Origin of the sequence: Thermococcus nautili, assembly GCF_000585495.1 — an archaeon.
Taxonomy (GTDB): Archaea; Methanobacteriota_B; Thermococci; order Thermococcales; family Thermococcaceae; genus Thermococcus; species Thermococcus nautili.
This window is the reverse complement of sequence record NZ_CP007264.1, coordinates 789,170-805,592: the sequence shown is the minus strand read 5'-3', so window position 1 is coordinate 805,592 and position 16,423 is coordinate 789,170. Positions and strand designations below refer to the sequence as shown.

18 protein-coding genes are annotated in these 16,423 nt (G+C 54.6%); 6 read left to right on the top strand and 12 right to left on the bottom strand.

Annotated elements, in window-relative coordinates; all coding sequences use genetic code 11:
* Positions 1 to 272: 272 nt before the first annotated feature.
* Complete coding sequence (locus BD01_RS04425) at positions 273 to 1,322, top strand: glycoside hydrolase family 5 protein (RefSeq protein ID WP_042690535.1); 1,050 nt, start codon at positions 273 to 275, stop codon at positions 1,320 to 1,322.
* On the opposite strand, the gene BD01_RS04420 is transcribed toward BD01_RS04425, so the two are convergent.
* Together BD01_RS04420 and BD01_RS04415 are read right to left on the bottom strand one after the other, a co-directional pair.
* Complete coding sequence (locus BD01_RS04420) at positions 1,301 to 3,688, bottom strand: DEAD/DEAH box helicase (protein ID WP_042690532.1); 2,388 nt, start codon at positions 3,686 to 3,688, stop codon at positions 1,301 to 1,303. The two genes, BD01_RS04425 and BD01_RS04420, sit on opposite strands and share 22 nt — an antisense overlap.
* A 15-nt stretch (positions 3,689 to 3,703) precedes the next feature.
* Positions 3,704 to 4,063 (bottom strand): DUF5658 family protein, encoded by a 360-nt coding sequence (locus BD01_RS04415; protein ID WP_042690529.1) that lies wholly within the window; start codon positions 4,061 to 4,063, stop codon positions 3,704 to 3,706.
* Positions 4,064 to 4,187: 124 nt separating this feature from the next.
* Between BD01_RS04415 and BD01_RS04410 the strand changes: the two genes are divergently transcribed.
* The 3 genes from BD01_RS04410 to BD01_RS04400 are packed head-to-tail and all read left to right on the top strand — an operon-like array spanning position 4,188 to position 5,316.
* The gene (locus BD01_RS04410; protein WP_042690526.1) at positions 4,188 to 4,637 is read left to right on the top strand and encodes a hypothetical protein; all 450 of its coding nucleotides are present in this window, start codon (positions 4,188 to 4,190) and stop codon (positions 4,635 to 4,637) included.
* Between the two features lie 14 nt (positions 4,638 to 4,651).
* Positions 4,652 to 4,873 carry a hypothetical protein gene (locus tag BD01_RS04405; RefSeq protein WP_042690523.1) on the top strand — a complete coding sequence of 74 codons (222 nt, stop codon included), beginning with the start codon at positions 4,652 to 4,654 and terminating at the stop codon, positions 4,871 to 4,873.
* Complete coding sequence (locus BD01_RS04400; RefSeq protein WP_042690521.1) at positions 4,858 to 5,316, top strand: PIN domain-containing protein; 459 nt, start codon at positions 4,858 to 4,860, stop codon at positions 5,314 to 5,316. Before BD01_RS04405 ends, BD01_RS04400 begins: the two co-directional genes overlap by 16 nt.
* Here BD01_RS04400 and BD01_RS04395 read toward each other — a convergent pair.
* The 8 genes from BD01_RS04395 to BD01_RS04360 all read right to left on the bottom strand — a co-directional run bounded on the left by BD01_RS04395 (position 5,313) and on the right by BD01_RS04360 (position 12,846).
* Positions 5,313 to 5,987, bottom strand: a complete 675-nt coding sequence (locus BD01_RS04395) for a segregation and condensation protein A (RefSeq protein WP_042690518.1) — start codon at positions 5,985 to 5,987, stop codon at positions 5,313 to 5,315. The genes BD01_RS04400 and BD01_RS04395 overlap by 4 nt on opposite strands.
* 2 nt (positions 5,988 to 5,989) lie before the next feature.
* On the bottom strand, positions 5,990 to 6,421 hold the full coding sequence (locus tag BD01_RS04390) for a nucleotidyltransferase domain-containing protein (RefSeq protein WP_042690517.1): 432 nt from the start codon (positions 6,419 to 6,421) through the stop codon (positions 5,990 to 5,992).
* Positions 6,399 to 6,812, bottom strand: coding sequence for a HEPN domain-containing protein (locus BD01_RS04385; protein WP_042690514.1), 414 nt, complete (start codon positions 6,810 to 6,812; stop codon positions 6,399 to 6,401). Before BD01_RS04385 ends, BD01_RS04390 begins: the two co-directional genes overlap by 23 nt.
* Before the next feature lie 2 nt (positions 6,813 to 6,814).
* A complete protein-coding gene (smc, locus tag BD01_RS04380) occupies positions 6,815 to 10,381 on the bottom strand; it encodes a chromosome segregation protein SMC (RefSeq protein WP_042690512.1) in 3,567 nt (1,188 codons plus the stop codon).
* Between the two features lie 44 nt (positions 10,382 to 10,425).
* On the bottom strand, positions 10,426 to 10,848 hold the full coding sequence (locus BD01_RS04375; protein WP_042690509.1) for a DUF835 domain-containing protein: 423 nt from the start codon (positions 10,846 to 10,848) through the stop codon (positions 10,426 to 10,428).
* Between the two features lie 157 nt (positions 10,849 to 11,005).
* Positions 11,006 to 11,407 (bottom strand): methylmalonyl-CoA epimerase, encoded by a 402-nt coding sequence (gene mce / locus BD01_RS04370; protein ID WP_015859537.1) that lies wholly within the window; start codon positions 11,405 to 11,407, stop codon positions 11,006 to 11,008.
* Between the two features lie 4 nt (positions 11,408 to 11,411).
* The gene (gene meaB / locus BD01_RS04365) at positions 11,412 to 12,377 is read right to left on the bottom strand and encodes a methylmalonyl Co-A mutase-associated GTPase MeaB (protein WP_042690505.1); all 966 of its coding nucleotides are present in this window, start codon (positions 12,375 to 12,377) and stop codon (positions 11,412 to 11,414) included.
* A gap of 40 nt (positions 12,378 to 12,417) precedes the next feature.
* Entirely contained in the window at positions 12,418 to 12,846 is a 429-nt protein-coding gene (locus BD01_RS04360) for a cobalamin B12-binding domain-containing protein (protein ID WP_042690502.1), read from the bottom strand.
* A gap of 120 nt (positions 12,847 to 12,966) precedes the next feature.
* Between BD01_RS04360 and BD01_RS04355 the strand changes: the two genes are divergently transcribed.
* Together BD01_RS04355 and BD01_RS04350 are read left to right on the top strand one after the other, a co-directional pair.
* Positions 12,967 to 13,614 carry a PHP domain-containing protein gene (locus tag BD01_RS04355; RefSeq protein ID WP_042690500.1) on the top strand — a complete coding sequence of 216 codons (648 nt, stop codon included), beginning with the start codon at positions 12,967 to 12,969 and terminating at the stop codon, positions 13,612 to 13,614.
* 176 nt (positions 13,615 to 13,790) lie between these two features.
* Positions 13,791 to 15,326 (top strand): dihydropteroate synthase-like protein, encoded by a 1,536-nt coding sequence (locus BD01_RS04350; protein WP_042690497.1) that lies wholly within the window; start codon positions 13,791 to 13,793, stop codon positions 15,324 to 15,326.
* Here BD01_RS04350 and BD01_RS04345 read toward each other — a convergent pair.
* Together BD01_RS04345 and BD01_RS04340 are read right to left on the bottom strand one after the other, a co-directional pair.
* Positions 15,320 to 15,610 (bottom strand): DUF3216 domain-containing protein, encoded by a 291-nt coding sequence (locus BD01_RS04345; RefSeq protein WP_042690494.1) that lies wholly within the window; start codon positions 15,608 to 15,610, stop codon positions 15,320 to 15,322. The genes BD01_RS04350 and BD01_RS04345 overlap by 7 nt on opposite strands.
* Positions 15,607 to 16,371 carry a YchF/TatD family DNA exonuclease gene (locus BD01_RS04340; RefSeq protein ID WP_042690492.1) on the bottom strand — a complete coding sequence of 255 codons (765 nt, stop codon included), beginning with the start codon at positions 16,369 to 16,371 and terminating at the stop codon, positions 15,607 to 15,609. Before BD01_RS04340 ends, BD01_RS04345 begins: the two co-directional genes overlap by 4 nt.
* Positions 16,372 to 16,423: the final 52 nt, after the last annotated feature.

The window sequence follows — 16,423 nt, the reverse complement described above, 5'->3', positions numbered from 1 at the left end:
TAAACCCTGTATGAACTTGCTTTTCTATTAGTGCACGGTTAACTTCTTGCTCTTTGGTGAGAAGGGCGTTCCTTTCGCCAGCCTTTCTTAACGGCTGGGTGAAAAGTCTCATCAAAGCGTCATGGACTTAGACCCAAACCATTTTGGTTACTTGACGAAGATGCAACTCTCCCTCTATTCTTTATAGGAGGTTTAACTTTTGGCCAGGCTTCCCATGCTTGCTGAGAACGTTGAACCAAAAGGCTTAACCTTTCTCGGGCGTTCTTCTCTCCATGAAGAGGCTTGGCGTCGCGCTCATACTCCTCATCCTCCTCGCGTTCTTGTGGAGCATACACGCCCGGGTCGTCGAGAACCGGACTCATACTCACGCCATTACCCCTGCTACTAACCCGTCCCTTCAATCCCCTGGAAACGAACCTATAACGGCCCAGCAGTATAAGAAGCTCCTCGGCTTTGGAATCGACGTTGACTGGATGAGCTTTCCCCGGGTTCACCGCTACTACTTCTACTGGCGCTCGAAGGGAGTTAACATACCCGAGTATTTCAAAAAGGTCGGCTTCTCCAACGTCAGGATACGCGTCGGTGCCGACGTCGTGAACAACAAAACCGCGTTGGCCCAGCTCGGCGAGATAGTCAACGACACCCTCAGAGCAGGCCTTATCCCAATTATCACATATACGGCACCGGAGCTGAGGAACGACCCGACGAGCGAGAAAGCCCAGGAGCACTTCATCCTCTGGTGGAAGACCGTCGCCGAGTACTTCAAAGGAACCTCCTACCTCCTCTCCTACGACCTCCTCATCGAGTCAAGCGGGCCGATAAAGGACTATCCCAACGTCCTCAACAAGGTCTACGCCCAGACGATAGCCGAAATCAGAAAAATCGACCCCTATCGGCTCGTTTTCATAACTCCTGCGCGGGTTTCAAGTCCCTTCTACCTCAAGTACCTCAACGTTACCCATGACGGCTACATCCTCGCCGAGTGGCACATCTACGCGGGTGGCCCAAAGCACTGCACCTACAACATGACCTTAATAGAGAGCGCGATAAACGCTTCTCTTGCCTGGTCGAAAAAGACGGGAATTCCCACGTGGGTCGGTGCGTGGAGGCCGTTCTGGTTTTCAAAGAAGGATAAAAGCGTTCAGTGCCCGATTCGGGCTGACGTGGATTTCGGGAAGGTCATGGCTTCGGCCCTCTGGAACGCCGGAATCCCCTACGACATCAACGCAGACGTCTGGTTTTTCAACATTGAAAACCTCACGTGGTATCAAGACAAGCTCCCGGTTCTGAGGGCAGTTCTTCACTCCTCGTCCTCAACGTAGGGGGCCGTTATGACCTTCCTTATCTCCCTCGCCTTCTTTTCGCCTATCCCCTCGACTTCCTTAAGCTCCTCTTCCGTTGCTGTGAATACCCGCTCGACGTTGCCAAAATGTTTGAGCAGGCGCTTGGCCAGCGTCGAGGAGACGTTTGGAAGGCCCTCAACGATTAACCTTTGTCTCTCAGCCAGGGTTAGGGCCTTCTTCTCGCTCCTCAGCCTCACTTCCTTCTTCCGCTCCTCCTGCTCGCGCTTGGCGAGGAGGTAAATGAACTGGGCCGTTTCCTCCTTCCCCGAGGAGAAGAGCACCGGAACACCCCAGTCAACGGTTACCGAGGCTATGGCTCCCCTAATCGCGTTGGGGTGGACGTTCCTGATGCCGTAGAGCTCGCCCTCGATGATTATCACGGGCTTCTCGTAGGCCCTCTTAAGCCTCTCAACCTGGTCGAAGAGCCTGCCGTCTATGATTGACTGTATGAAGTCGTTGGCGCTCTTCCGCTCTATTCCCACCTCCTCGCTGACGACGTAATCTGCAACGTCAAGGGTTTTAACTTCAATCTCCGCCCCGAGCTCTTTCAGAATCTTCGGCACTCCACTCCTGAGCTCGCGCGAGTCAACGTAGACGACTATCCCCTTCGGCTTCCTAACGAATATCGGCTTAACAGGGACTTCCCCGCTCTTGCTCTCAGCTTTTTTCTCATCTTGAACCTGCGGAGCTTTTGATTCGGCCGTTTTCTCCGATTCTCCCGCCTTCTCCTCGCTCCCGGCCTTCTTGCTCTTGCCAACCTTCAGGAACGCATCAAGGGAAGTTATCCTCCCCTTCCCCACCTCAACCCTCTCCCGGCCTTTTGATTCCCTCTCAAGCTTTGATTCGAGCTCCCTCGCGACTTTCCTTATTGCCTCGAACATGCCTTTCTCCTTCCTCCGGGAGCTCCAGTAGTAGGCCTCGTCGCGCGTTCCCTTGGCCATTAGGATTACCACCTTTCCGGGCCTGTGTCTTCCGGTCCTGCCACGGCGCTGAATGCTCCTTATTGCTGAAGGCACAGGTTCGTAGAAGACGACCAAATCAACCTCTGGAACGTCCAGCCCCTCCTCGCCGACGCTCGTGGCAACTAAAACGTTGAATTCACCGTGCGAGAACCTGTCCAAAACCTCTTTCTGCTCCCTCTGGCTCATCCCCCTGTCCGTTCCCCTGCTCGCCTGTCCTATGAAGCGCTTCGCCGAGATTCCCATCTCCTGGAGCTCCTCGACTATCTTCCTGCCCGTGTCGCGGTAGTTCGTGAAAACGATTATCTTCGAGTCCGGCTTTTTCTCGAGCTGTTTCCGGATAAGCTCCTTCAGCTTCTCCATCTTCGGGTGGTCGAGGCCGAGCTCCTTCGCCTGAACGAGGAGATATGTAACCTTCCTCATGCGTGGGTCTTCCATAAGCTCTCTACCGGACTTTGAGCGGTCCTCGCGGAGTTTCTTGAGGTAGCTCCTGAGCGCCGTTAGCCCCTGCGTCTCCAAAAGTTCAATTGCGTGGTGGAGCTTCATGGCCTTGGCCTGGTGCTTCTTGAGGTAGCCGATGGAGTAGTCGCCTTTGGCCATCGCCTGGTTTATCTTCGAGCCCGCCTGAAGGACCTCCCTCTTCGAGATGTCCGGTGAGGAGGAGCTCACAAGTCCGGCATCTGCGAGGGGCTTTAGGGAATCCTTAAGCATCTCGCGCAGGATTTTCCTGACATCTTTGTAGATTCCCGGAATCTCGACCTTAACCCAGTCGAAGGCTATCCTCTGGACGTAGGGCTTGACATCCGGCGAGCTCTCGGTTCTGATTTCTATGCGCTCTATCCCGAGGTTCCCAACTATCTCGCGAATCTTTTCCTCGTCGCTACCGGGAGATGCAGTTAACCCGAGAACGAGCGGGTGCTTTGCAGTTTTGAGGTACTCCTTCGCTATGAAAACGTAGGCGTAGTTGCCAACTGCCCTGTGGGCCTCATCAACGACGAGCAGGACGACATCCTCAAGCGAAATCCTGCCCGTTAGGATGTCGTTTTCTATGGTCTGGGGCGTCGCGGTAATAACAACGCTCTTCCTCCAGAGTTCAGCGCGCTTTTCGGGTGAAAGCTCGCCCGTGAGGACGTTAATCTTCTCGGGCGGAAGGTTGAAGAGTTTTCTAAAGCTCTCCGCGTGTTGCATTGCCAGCGGTTTGGTTGGAGCTAAGAAGAGAACCTTTCCCCCGTACTTCGAGAGCCTGTAGTCCGCTATGAGCATCGCTATGAGCGTCTTTCCTAAGCCAGTTGGCAGGACGACGAGGCAGTTCCGCTCCTTACAGCGGGCGTAGATGACCTCCTGGTAAACGCGGGGCTCGATTAAATCCCTGCGAAGGTACTGCATATTACACAGCTCGCATCATCCAATAAAAAGATTCTCCAACACCGCGCCCACGGTGGAATTGATGATTCCTGAAACGGGGGCACCTGCAAGAAGAAGGATGTTGTTGACGGCAGGAATCGCCTTGAGAATTACCATTCCAATTGCCACGGCCCTGAACGCGGGGCTGAACTTCTCCAGCCGGAGTGAGACGGCGATAACGCCGGCGCCAACAGCAGTGTACAGGCTGTAACTCCCAAAGAATCCCGCCCCGCTTGATATCCTGCCCGCGAGAAAGGGGTTTGCCTCTTCAAAGCCCATTTTAACCCCAAACCACGTTGTAAGTGCGTCGGCTATCGCAAAGAGCACGAACGTGATTACGTAAAATTTGCTCTGCATGATGTTCCCACTGATGACTCGGTTCGAATGCTTAAATACCTTTTTCAATGGTTCGAACCTACATGTGTATGTGCACGTGTAGGTGCAGGGAAGAATTTTTCAAGGCTCCAGGGGATGAGCCAACATGCTCCTGACGAGGCACGCTGAGGAAAGGCTCGTGAAGAGGCTGGCAAAGAGGAGGAAGCTTGAGCGAGTCTACTCCGAACTCTGGGCGTTTCTCGACCGCTCGCGGAGGATTGACGTCAACGAGCGCGTTGTAATCTTCACCGACGGGAGGAAGAGCCTCGTCTGTGCCAGGCTCGACTGCGAGAGGCTTTCGCTGGAGGAGATTAAAAGGCGCGTTGAGGGCCTGAAAGGGACCTACCGGTGCGTCTTTCCGGATAAGAGGCTCGCGAGGGAAACGTCCCCAATCAAGTTCCTTTCTGAGATTCCTGACGGCGTTTACTGCTTCTACATCAACAGGGAAAAGAGAAACCTTTACATCGGGAGCGAGGAGCCCTTACTCGCAATAACTCTGAGGCCGGCGAAAAGACGGGAGCGGGAAAAGGTTAATAGGGAATCGAGTGAAACTTAGTTGGGTGAAGGGGATTGAGCATCGAGAGCGATGCATCGTTTCGAAAGGTCGAGGTTCCAATTCCTCCGGAGTTCAAAACCTTGGCGCGAATCAGGGGCGTTCCTGAGGAGCGCTTAGTTAGGGCTGTCCAGCGGTTTCTCGTTCTTGAGGCGATATCCATGAATTCTGAACTCGAGCTCCAAGATGCAATGGAGCTTTCTCGGAAGGTGGGGAAGGGCGCATGGAAATCGCTGTAGTTGTGGACACCAACGTTGTCTTCGCTTCACTAATCCGTTCTGGAGGGGTTAACAGGTACGTCCTAACACTTTTTCCGGAGATGTTTCCGTTCTTTTACCCAGAAGTCGTTCTAAAAGAGATTGCCAATCACATTGAGGAACTTGCCGAAAAATCAAAACTAACTCCAGGGGAGCTTTCAATTGCCATGGAAGTCATTTTTGAGCCCATGGCTCCAGTCTCTGCCTCCAAACTCAGTCGATACAAAGAAGTAGCGGAGGAATACGTGCACGATGTCGCCGATGCTCCGTTTGTAGCCTGTGCGCTGATGCTTAGTGAGGAATATGATACGGTAGTGATACTCACGTGGAACGTCTCAGACTATATTTCCGAGAAGCTTGCTGAAAGGGAAATTTGGGTCATGACCCCCGTGGAGTTTCTGAAGTGGGTAAAGGAAAGGGTCTAGCTCCCGCTCTTTGCGGTCTCAACCATCGGCACGACCAGTATCTCTCCAAAGGGCTCCTCCTGCACGAGGTCGACCTTGCCCATATTGGCTAAAAACAGCAGGTAGAGGAAGGTTCTCGCGATGACCTTGGGTGTGTTGTCGAAGACCAAATCCCAGAACTTTATAGGCTTCCTCGTCTCCTCGTAGAGCTTCCTGACTATCTCGTAGAGCCTGTTGACGTGCTTCTCGATGTCAACGCGGAAGTCATCCACTACGAAAACCTCTTCCTCAATCTCCTCGCGCTTCCTCTTCCTCGGCTTCCTCCGCTCGGCTTCTTCAAGCGCGTCCATCAGCGCCTCAAGGAGGTCATCAAAGGTGTAGTAGCGCTCCACCCTCCTGAGCGGAGGTGCTAAAGGCTCGACCTCGACGCGAATCTTTTCTTCCTTCTCTTCCTCCTCGTTCTCATCTTCCTCGTAAAGCAAAGCCTCGCTCTTCATTCTGACGAGGATTGATGCGGCAAGGATTGCCCTCGCCGAAACGCGGAGGTCGAGCTCCTTCATCTCCCTGAGCCTTTGAATGTACTTCTCGGTCAAATCAACGATGTCGATGTTCCACGGGTCAACGCGTCCCATCTGGACGAGCTGGAGCAGTATGTCAATCGGGGTGATTTCCTCTTCCCTTCTCGATTCCATCGTCAGCCCTCCACCCTAATCCAGCCCCTATCAAAGCGCCTGTATTTCCTCTTTGCGGACTGGAACGTCTTCATTAGTTCGCGGAGGTAGCTCTCGTCCGCATGAATTACTATCCCATCTTCCAGTGCGTCCATAATGAGCGGGTGTCCCTTTCTGAGCATCTTTAGAACCTCTGTTGGGGTGTACGCCTTCGGGTCGAGGGGTGCCCTCGTTCTGTCGAGGGAATAGAGGAGTTTGAGACGCTCGTTGGGGTTTTTAGGGAGGCTTTCAGCAACTATGAAGAGGTCAACATCGCTTCCAATTCCAAAAGTCCCCCGCGCAATTGAGCCGTGGAGAATGATTAGCTTTGGGTTAAGTGCCCTAACGATGTCTTGGACGTACCGCTGGATTTCTGCCCAGTAGGGGATTCTCTCAGGATTTTTCAATCTTCTCATCGGCAAGCCTCCTGATGAACTCTATTATTTCCCTTGCGGAGTTTATTGCCTCTCTGGCGTCATTCTCGCCGTAGTACTCGTAGGGAGAGCCCTCAATATACGCATCTGGATACCTTGGCGGTATGTAATGTCTGTCAAGTAGCCTCGCCCTGTTGAACAGTTCGCTGGGAACGTCTATTTTCTGCGATAACACATCGAGGAGCTTTTTTATCGAGTGCCCATAGGCCATTATTCCCATTCCGTACAGGAGAGCCTTGACGGCGTATTCCCCAGCCTGTTGAGCCTTAAAGCATGCCCACGAGTAAAATCTCGCCCTCATATCGTTCTCTGCACTCTTAAGTGTGTACTCTGCCTGGTTCATCCATCTCTCATATTCTTCCATGTCAAACATCGTCAGCCCTCCAGACGGCCGAACATCTCCCTGTGCTCCTCGTCGCTTCTCCGCCTGATTTCTTCAAGGATTTTCCTGGCCTTCTCGAGGCTGAGCGAGACGACCTTTGAGACGCCGTTCCTCATCGTCACGCCGATAATCCTGTCCGCGTTGGCCATCATGACGTCGCGGTGGGTAATGACTATGAACTGGCTCTCCTGCGAGGCTTCCTTAATCAAATCCGCGACGCGCTTGACGTTGGCGTCGTCAAGGTGCGCGTCTATCTCGTCGAGGAGGTAGAAAGGTGCCGGCTTGTAGCGCTGTATCGCAAAGACGAAGGCCAGAGCGATTATCGCCTTCTCGCCACCGCTCATCGCCTCAATCCTCTTCACGTCCTTGCCGGCCGGCTTCGCCTCAATCTCAAGGCCGCCCGCGAACGGGTCCTCTGGATTCTCAAGGATTAGTTTGGCCTCTCCCCCTGGAGAGAGCTTGGCGAAGAGCTCTGAGAAGTTCTTGGCTATGGCCTCGAGCGTCTGCAGGAACACCTGCTTCTTCTGACCCTCTATCTCCTCTATGAACTCCTCTATGCTCTCTTTCTCGGCCAGAACCTGCTCGCGCTTGCTCTTGAGCTCGAGGTAGCGACGCTCGACGACCTCGAAGTCCTCGATGGCCTTCATGTTGACCGGTTCGAGGGCACGTATCTCCTCCTCCATGCGCTCAATCTCTTCCCTCAAGGCCTCAAGCTCCAGCGGGATTTCCTTTATCGACTTAATCAGCTTCGCGTCGAAGTGCTTGAGCTCGGCCCTCTTTTCCTTGAGCGTCGTCTCGGCCTGCGCGAGCTTTATCTTGAGGGTGTTGGCCTCTATCCTGAGCTCTTGGAGCTTCGAGCTCAGCTCGTCCTTCTCCTTCCTCAGCTCGGCTATCTCTTTCTTCAGCCTCTCGCGCCTCTCGCGGAGCTCCTTCAGTTCGTCCTTCACGTTCTCCTCGGCCTTCTTCAGCTCCTCGAGCTCGGCCTCGAACCTCTTTATCGCTTCTTCATTCTCCTTTATGTTGGCCTGGAGGGCGTTTATCCTGTTGATTAAGCCCTCGATTTCCTCTTCGAGGTCGGCCTTCCTCGGGAGCAGTTCCTCGTTTATCCTGCTCTCGAGGCTCTCGAGCTTGCTTTCGACCCTGCTGAGCTCCTCCTTGAGTTTCGCAATCTGCCCTTCCACTTCCCTAATCCTCGCGTTCAGCTCCCTCGCCTCGGGGTTGTCGAGGGCCTTCCTGAGCTTCTCCTTCTTCCGTTCGAGCCTCTCAATCCTTCCGCGGAGCTTCGCCATCTCGCCCTTTGCTTCTTCGATTTTCGCGGTGAGGGTCTCTATGAGCTTCTCGCTCTCCTCGATTTCCTCTCTGAGCGATTTGTCCTCGGCCAAAAGCCTTTCAAGGTCGCGCTGGAGAACCTGCAAATCCTTTGACAGCTCGCTCTTCCTCATGCGGAGCTCGAAGAGCGTGTTCTCGATGCCTTTCCTCTCGGCCTTCAGCGAGTTTACCTCCGCCTCAAGGGCCTCCTTCTCGCGCTCAAGCCTCTCCACCTTCGCCTTAATCTCGTCAACGTTGACCCCAAGCCTGCCCCTCGGCCTGTAATGACCGCCTGTTATTGCACCGCTCCTTTCGAGCAACTCACCGCCGAGGGTTACCATTCTGACCTTTCCTATCCCTACGCTCCTCGCCTCGTCCATGTCCTCAACGATGAGAGTATCTCCGAGGGCGTAAGCTACCGCGTTCCTGAAGCGCGGGTCGTAGCTCACGACGTCCATGGCAGGGATTCCGAGGGACGGCCTCTCGCGCATCGAGCGGGGCTTTATCTTGTTGAGCGGGAGGAAGGTTAGTCTTCCGAGTTTCCTCTCCTTGAGGAGTTTTATTGCCTTCTCAGCTACCCTGTCGTCCTCAACGACAACGTTATCGTAGTTCCCTCCGAGGGCCACCTCAACCGCCAGGGCGTATCTTCCGTCCTTAACGGTTATCAGCTCGCCGAGCGTGCCGTACAAACCGGGAATGTTGCTCTTCTTAAGGAACTCCACAGCCCTGTTTCCGCGGACTTCCCTCTGCGCCTCGGCCTTTATGAGTTCCTCCTTGGCCTTTGCAAGCTCGGGCTCGAGCTTCCTGAGCTTCTTTGTCTTCTCCTCAAGTTCCTTCTCAAGCTTCCTGAGCCTCGCTTCTGCCTTCGAGAGCTTTCCTTCGACTTCCGAAAGCTCGGAGCGCTTCTCCTCAAGGGCCCTCTTGGTTTCCTCAATCCTCTCGCGGAGGGCGTTTCTCTTAAGGTTGGCCTGCGTTATCCTCGTTCTGGCCCTCTCGATTTCCTCGGTGAACTTCTCAATCTCGCTCTCCTTCATGTAGAGGCCTTTCTTAGCTTCCTCGAGCTCCTCAACGACCTTGTCAAACTCCTCCCTCGCGAGGGAATAGCGCCTGTCAATCTCGCCGAGCTTCACGACGAGCTCGTTCCTGCTTGCCTCAAGGGTTTTTATATCGGCCAGAAGCTTCTCTCTTCTCTTCGACCAGCGCTTTATCGCGTTCCTGCTCTTCTCTATCTCCTCGCCAATTCTCTTGAGCTCGTCCTTTGCTTTGGTGAGCCGTCTCTGGCTCTCCTCGATTTCCCGGTTGGCGTTCTCAATGTTCCTCTTCGCCATCTCAATCTTCGACTTTACCTCGCTTATCCGCCTCGTAACCTCGAGTATTCCGTCCTCGCTCTTCTCCTCGAGTTCCCTCTCGACTTCGGCGAGCTCTTTTTCCTTCGCCACTATCTCCTTGGCGATTTCCTTCAGCTTGGCGTTGAGAGCGTTTACCTCGGCCTCTATCTCCCTGTCCCTCGTGCCCTCGTCCTCTATAAGCCGTTCAAGCTTCCTTATCTCGCCGAGGAGGAGGGTGACTCTGGCCCTCTCAACGCGCTCCTTCAGGTCGAGGTAGCGAAGGGCGTCGTTGCGTTCCTTCTCAAGCTTGTCGAGCTGGGCCTTGACTTCCCTTATGAGCAAATCAACGCGCGCGAGGTTTTCTTCGGCCTGCTTGAGCTCCTTCAGGGCCCTCTCCTTCTTGGCGTCGTACTCCGCTATGCCTGAGATGTCGTCTATGATGAGCCTCCTCTCGGTGGGGGACATCTTGATGAACTTCGTTATATCTCCCTGAAGGACGATGTTGTATCCCTCTGGCGAAATCATCGCAGCGCTGAGAAGGTCTATTATCTCGCTTCTGCTTGTTCTCTTCCCGTTGAGCCAGTAGGTGCTCCTGCCGTCCTTGTAGACGCGCCTCCTGATTACAACCTCGTCCTCGTCAATCGGAAAGCCCCTGTCCTCGTTGTTGAAGTACATCGCAACTTCAGCGTACTTGGCTGGAGGTTCCCCCTTCGAGCCGGCAAAGATTAAGTCGCTTATCCTGCTGGCTCGCATCGCCTTGGCCGAGAGCCCGCCGAGAACGAAGAGAACAGCGTCACCGATGTTGCTCTTTCCAGAACCGTTGGCTCCAACGATTGCGGTGAAGCCCTTTGCGAGCGGAACGACGACCTTTTTGTTACCGTAGGATTTGAAGCCCTTCATTTCTATCTTCTCAATGTAAGGCATAGCTCACACCTAAGTGGAGAAGAGGAACGGGTGATATATAAACCTCACTCAACGATTCTCTTCAGCATCGCGAGAACCCGCTCATCAACACCGTCGCTGACGGTTACGTAGAAGTTTGAGTTGGAAAGAAGGGTCATGTCCCTAAGCTTTCCTACGAAGCGGAGGGTTCTCTCAAGTCCGTTTTCGAGCAGGAGGTATTCAAAGGCGTCGAGGATTACGTTCCTGGCACCTTTGGAAAGGGAGTCCCAGACCCTCTGCTCGATGACGTAGAGGTTTGTGGGTTCAACCGCTTGAGGATGCCTGACCCGGGTGACCCAGATGTGCACAACGTCCGAATCTGGAACCTCGCCCGGCATTTTCCTAGTTATCAGAACTTTCCTGTCTGGGAGGGCTCTCAGCACTGTTGGAAGAACCCTGTAATCCAAAACCTTCTGGGGCCCTCCGCGAATTTTCCCCTTCAGGAACATAGGACATCACTTCTCAATGAACGATGGAACACATTGGAACGGCTGTGTTGATTCATTGGCACTTATGACAGTTTCCTTATAAATTTTACTGATGTAACAAATAAGCTTTGAGTTTTAGGGAAAAGGAAAAAAGGTGCAATCGTCGCTTTTTGGAAGTTCACTCCTTCCTCTCGCAGAGTTCGAGAAGCACACCGGTTACGGCCTTCGGGTGGACGAAGGCTATCTTCGCTCCGCCGGCTCCAATCCTCGGCTCCTCATCTATAAGCCTGTAGCCCTTCTCCTTGAGCTCCTTGAGATGTTCCTCGATGTTAGTAACGCCGAGGGCTATGTGGTGTATTCCCTCACCGCGCTTGGCTATGAACTTCGCTATCGGCGAGTCCTCGGCCGTGGGTTCCAAAAGCTCAATCCTGCTCTCGCCGATGTGGATTATCGCGGTTCTAACCTTCTGGTCTGGCACTTCCTCGATTTCCTCAACTTTCAGGCCAAGGCCCTCCCAGACCTTTATGGCCTCCTCAAGGTTCTTAACGGCTATACCAACGTGGTCTATCTTCTTGAACATGCAATCACCTCCAGAGGTCCTCCTTAAGCTTCTCCATCACGATTTGAGAGGCCGAATAGGGGTCGAGCTTCCTCTCAACGACCTCCTCGATGAGCTCTTTCGCCTCTCCCTTCGCAAGCCTCTCCTCCACCTTGCTCGCTATCGTTGAGGCGATAATCGTCTTCACTTCCTCCCTCGCGCGGAAGGCCCTCCTCTCCCTCAACCTTCCGCTCTCCTCCATGTGCTTCCTGTGCCTCTTTATCGCCTCCCAGAGGGGCCTGACGCCCTTGAGGGTGAAAGCTGTTGTCTCGACTATCGGGGGCTCCCAGCCGATTTGCCTCCACTTGTCCCTCTCGAACTCGAGGGCCATCTTGAGCTCGAGATAGACCATCTCCGTCCCTTCCCTGTCGGCCTTGTTGATGGCGAAGATGTCTGCCACTTCCATTAAACCGGCCTTAATGGCCTGAACCTCGTCGCCGAGTCCCGGAACGGTTACGAGAACGACGGTATCCGCGGTTTTGACGATGTCAACCTCAATCTGGCCGACTCCAACGGTCTCGACGAATATCAGGTCGTAGCCTGAAGCGTCCAGAACCTTAACCGCGTCGTTGGTGGCCTTCGCCAGACCGCCGAGGGAACCGCGCGTCGCCATGCTCCTGATGAAGACGCCTGGGTCGGTCGAGTGCCTCTGCATCCTCAGCCTGTCGCCGAGCAGTGCACCCCCCGTGAATGGCGACGTCGGGTCAATGGCTATGACTCCAACCTTGTGTCCCTCGTCTCTGGCGAGCTTAATGAGCTTGTCGAGAAGGGTGGACTTTCCAGAACCGGGCGGACCTGTTATGCCGACGACGTAGGCCTTTCCCGTGTGGGGGTAAATCCTCCGTATTATCTCCCTGGCTTTTTCCTCGTCGTTTTCAACGAGGGTTATCAGCCTTGCTATGGCCTTTTTATCGCCCGATAGCGCCGACTGAATTAGGGACTCGAGCGTCATTTTCATCACTGGAGAAATTATCCAGAGGGAGAATATAAAGTTAAGCCTTGAAGCGCTTGAGGTTCTCGACGGCCCTGTCAACGAACTCTATCACCGTTCTCAGGGGCGTTCCCGGGCCAAAGACCTCCGCGACGCCCATCTTCTTCAGCTCCTCCGCGTCGTCAGGCGGGATTATTCCGCCGGCGAAGATTACGATGTCCTCGTTCGGCTTTATGCCTCTCTCCTCAAGGAGCTTGATAATCTTCGGAATAAGGACCATGTGCGCGCCAGAGAGGATGCTTATCCCAAGGACTGCGGCATCTTCCTGAATAACCGTCTCGACTATCTGCTCCGGTGTCTGCCTGATTCCCGTGTAGATAACCTCGTATCCTGCCTCCTTCAGGGCCCTCGCCACAACCTTGGCTCCCCTGTCGTGACCGTCAAGACCGGGCTTCGCTATGACGACGCGAACCTTTGAGCGCTCGACCATTGACACCACCGGCTAAGGTTTCTTTCTTGTCGTATTTAAAGGTTGTCAAAACTCAAGGTTTAGCTTTACGTTGGATTTTTTGTCCACAAGCTTTTTTAAAGCCTCGGAATAGCCCCGAACATGATTCACGATTCGCACACCCACACGCTCCACTCTGACGGCCTCGGAGAGGTCTTCGAGAACATCGCGGAGGCCGAGCGGAAGGGCCTTTCGCTCGTTGCGATAACGGACCACAGCCACTACCTCCTGCGGGGTAACTTCAACGCTTACCTGAGCGAGATAAGGCGCTGGGGCGAGGATAGCGAGATAACGGTTTTAGCGGGAATCGAGGGCAACATAACTCCCAACGGCGTTGACGTGCCGGACTGGATGGCAGAGAAGCTCGACTTCGTGATAGCGAGCGTTCACGAGTGGGTTGACCGGCCGGAGCAGTACGTCGAGCTCGTTAGGGTTGCCCTTCTCGACGAGAACGTCGACGTAATAGGCCACTTCGGGGCGAGCTTTCCCTACATTGGCTACCCCTCATGGGAGGACCTCCTTGAACTCATCGCGCTTGCCGAGGAAAGGGGAAAGGCCTTTGAGATAAGCTCCCGCTACCGCGTTCCGGATTTGGAGTTCGTGAGGGAGTGCATAAAGAGGGGCGTTAAGCTGACCTTCGCCAGCGACGCCCACAGGCCGGAGAAGGTTGGAAACGTCGGCTGGAGCGTGGCGGTCTTCCGAAAAGCCGGCGGAAAGCTTGAGGATTTGCTCTTTGCCCCCTACCTGTGATTCCGGCCGATGAGGAGAGCCCAGCGGACCGATTGATGAGGGTGCGGGGGAGGATTCCGAGGCTTTATATACTCCCTTCCTTACCTCCTCTGCCCGATGACGAGCTACTCCCGGCTGAGCGGTGATGAGCCACCTACCGGCCGAGGGCTTTTAAGGCCAATCCCGAAGTTTCAATCATGAGAATCCTCCTCGTCACAGGTAAACTCGCCGAACCGCTCGTGAGGAAGTACGGGAAAGGCTGCGACGTCCTCGTCACGCCGGTCAGCGTCGCGGCTTTCTTAACTCCCGAGCTGATAGTCCGCTACCTGAAGAGGGCCGGCGTGAGAAGCGAGGACTACGACTTAATTCTGATTCCCGGTCTCGTCAGGGGTTCAGCCCAACCCATCGAGGATGAAATAGGGATTCCAACCTTTAAAGGGCCGAGGAACGCGATGGACCTTCCCGCGGTGCTGAGGGCATTGGAGAGGGGTTTCAGGCTGAGCAAGGAGAAGCCGGCGGACGAGCTTTTCTCCCTCGACGGCCTAAAGAAGGTCGAGGACATCAGGAACAAGACTAAGGACAGGCGCTACATCGAGAGGGCCCTTAAGAAGCCCTGGAATGTCCTCATCGGCAACTTACCTGTCGGGAAAGATTTCCCGACGAGGATTCTCGGCGAGGTCGTTGACGCTCCGAGACTCGGCGTAGATGGGACGGTTGAGAAGGCCCTCTACTACCTCCGCGAGGGGGCAGATATAATCGACATCGGGATGGTTGCTGGAGAAACGAACCTCGATTTCATTGAGCTGATTCCTGAAATCCGCGAGAGGCTCAAAGAGAGAGGCTTCGACGTCCCGATTAGCTTCGACTCCCTTAACGCGGTTGAAATCGAGAAAGCTTTGAGCTATGCAGACCTCTTCCTGAGCGTCGACGAGGGCAACCTTGAGGCGCTCGTCACTGAAAAACCGGTCGTTCTAATCCCGACGAACCAGAGGGAAGGCTTCTTCCCCCCTAGGCCCTCGGAGAGAGTTGAGTTCCTTGAGAGGCTCAAGGAGAAAGCTCTGGATTTGGGCTACAAGACCCTAATCCCGGATTTAATCCTCGAGCAGGTTCCCCACCTGGCGCGCTCGATAACGGCCTTCCACCTCTACCGCGAGAGGAACCCGGACGACGTTCTTCTCGCTGGAGTCGGCAACGTGGTTGAGCTCTACGACGCCGACAGCGTGGGAATGAACGCCCTATTGGCAGGAATCGCGAAGGAGCTTTCGATAAGCCTTCTCCTCACGACGGAGACGAGCGCAAAGGCTAAGGGCTCGGTAAGGGAACTCAGAAGGGCCGTGGACATGAACCTCTTTGAGATTCCAAAGGATTTGGGCTTCGACCTGCTCATCCTGAAGGAGAAGAGAACCAGGGAGTGGCGCTTCGAGCCGGCTCGGGAGGTCGTTGAGGCGAGGGAAAGACCCGTTGGGCTTGAGCCGGTTTACTTCCGCATCTGGGTTGAGGGGGGAAGAATCTGGGTGAACGCCCACCGGGGAACGGAGGCCGTTCTAACGGTCGTCGGCGACGAGCCAAACGCGATAATCGACACGATTCTTGAGCGCTTCGAGATAAGCCCGAGGCACGCCTTCTACCTCGGCCGTGAGCTAGAGAGGGCTTACACGGCCTTAAAATTGAGGAGGAGCTACGTTCAGGAGGTTGAGCTGTTCCCGGAGTTTTATTCTCGCGATTCTCACTGAAGGTTCTGCATCGCCGGCTTCCTGAAGAGCTCGTCGAGCTCCGCCCGCTTGGCCCTGATTTCCTCGTATAAGTCCGCAACCTCACCTTTCCCCGGGTACTTCATCTTCAGTGTCATCAGGAGTCCCTCCAGGAAGCTCAGAATCGAGAGCTTTATGTAGTCCTCGCCCTTCTTGGTCTCAAGACCCTCGTTTAAAGCGATGAATGAGTCCAGCCTCGCTATTAAAGCCTCTTCACCGAGTTCCTTCAAAAGCGCCCGAACCTTTTCGGCCTCTTCGACCTTCATGCTTTCACCTCCAGAGCAAAGAACTCGACCGTGTTTTTCTCTGTTTCCCTCTCGACCTCTTCAAACTCCAGCCCTTGGAGCTTGGCTATCCACTCAACCGCAACGCGAACGTTGCACGGGACGTTGCGCTGTCCCTTGAAGGGGCTCATGTATGGACTGTCCGTCTCGGCTAAAAGGTAATCCACGTCTATAGCCCCGGCAACTGCCCTCACCTCTGGGATGAAGACTATCCCTGTGTTTATCCCTATGACGTGGCCGTTCTCGACTATCTCTTTAGCAAGCTCGACGCTCCCGGCGTAGGAGTGGAAGTAAGCCCTAACGCCCGCCCTTTGAACCAGCTCGTAGGCCTCTCCCTCGGCCTCGCGGGCGTGTATCACGACCGGAAGGTCGAGCTCAACGGCCAGCTCGAGGAAGTGCCTGAAGATTTCGCGCTGGTTTTCCCTCTGCGCCTCGTTCTCGGCGTAGTGGTAGTCGAGGCCTATCTCCCCGATGGCGACTATCTCTTTCGAGTGCTCCCTGATGAAGTCCTCGACCTTTTTCACCTTCTCCCAGTTGCCCCTGCGCGCTTCGTTCGGGTGGTAGCCGAGGGTCGGAAAGATGAAGCCGAAGTATGGCCTGAGCAGTTCCCAGCTCTTCCAGACGTGGGTCTTCCGGTACTCGGTTATTGAGTCTACCACTGCCCTGAGCTCTTTCCGGCACTCTTCGATAACCTTTGGAGCGTCCTTTTTGTAGAACTCGAAGTGGGCGTGTGCGTCAATCATGCTCCCTCGTTAAGCCGGGAACAGAAAAGCTTTTCCCCTGGTGTGTCCAAGT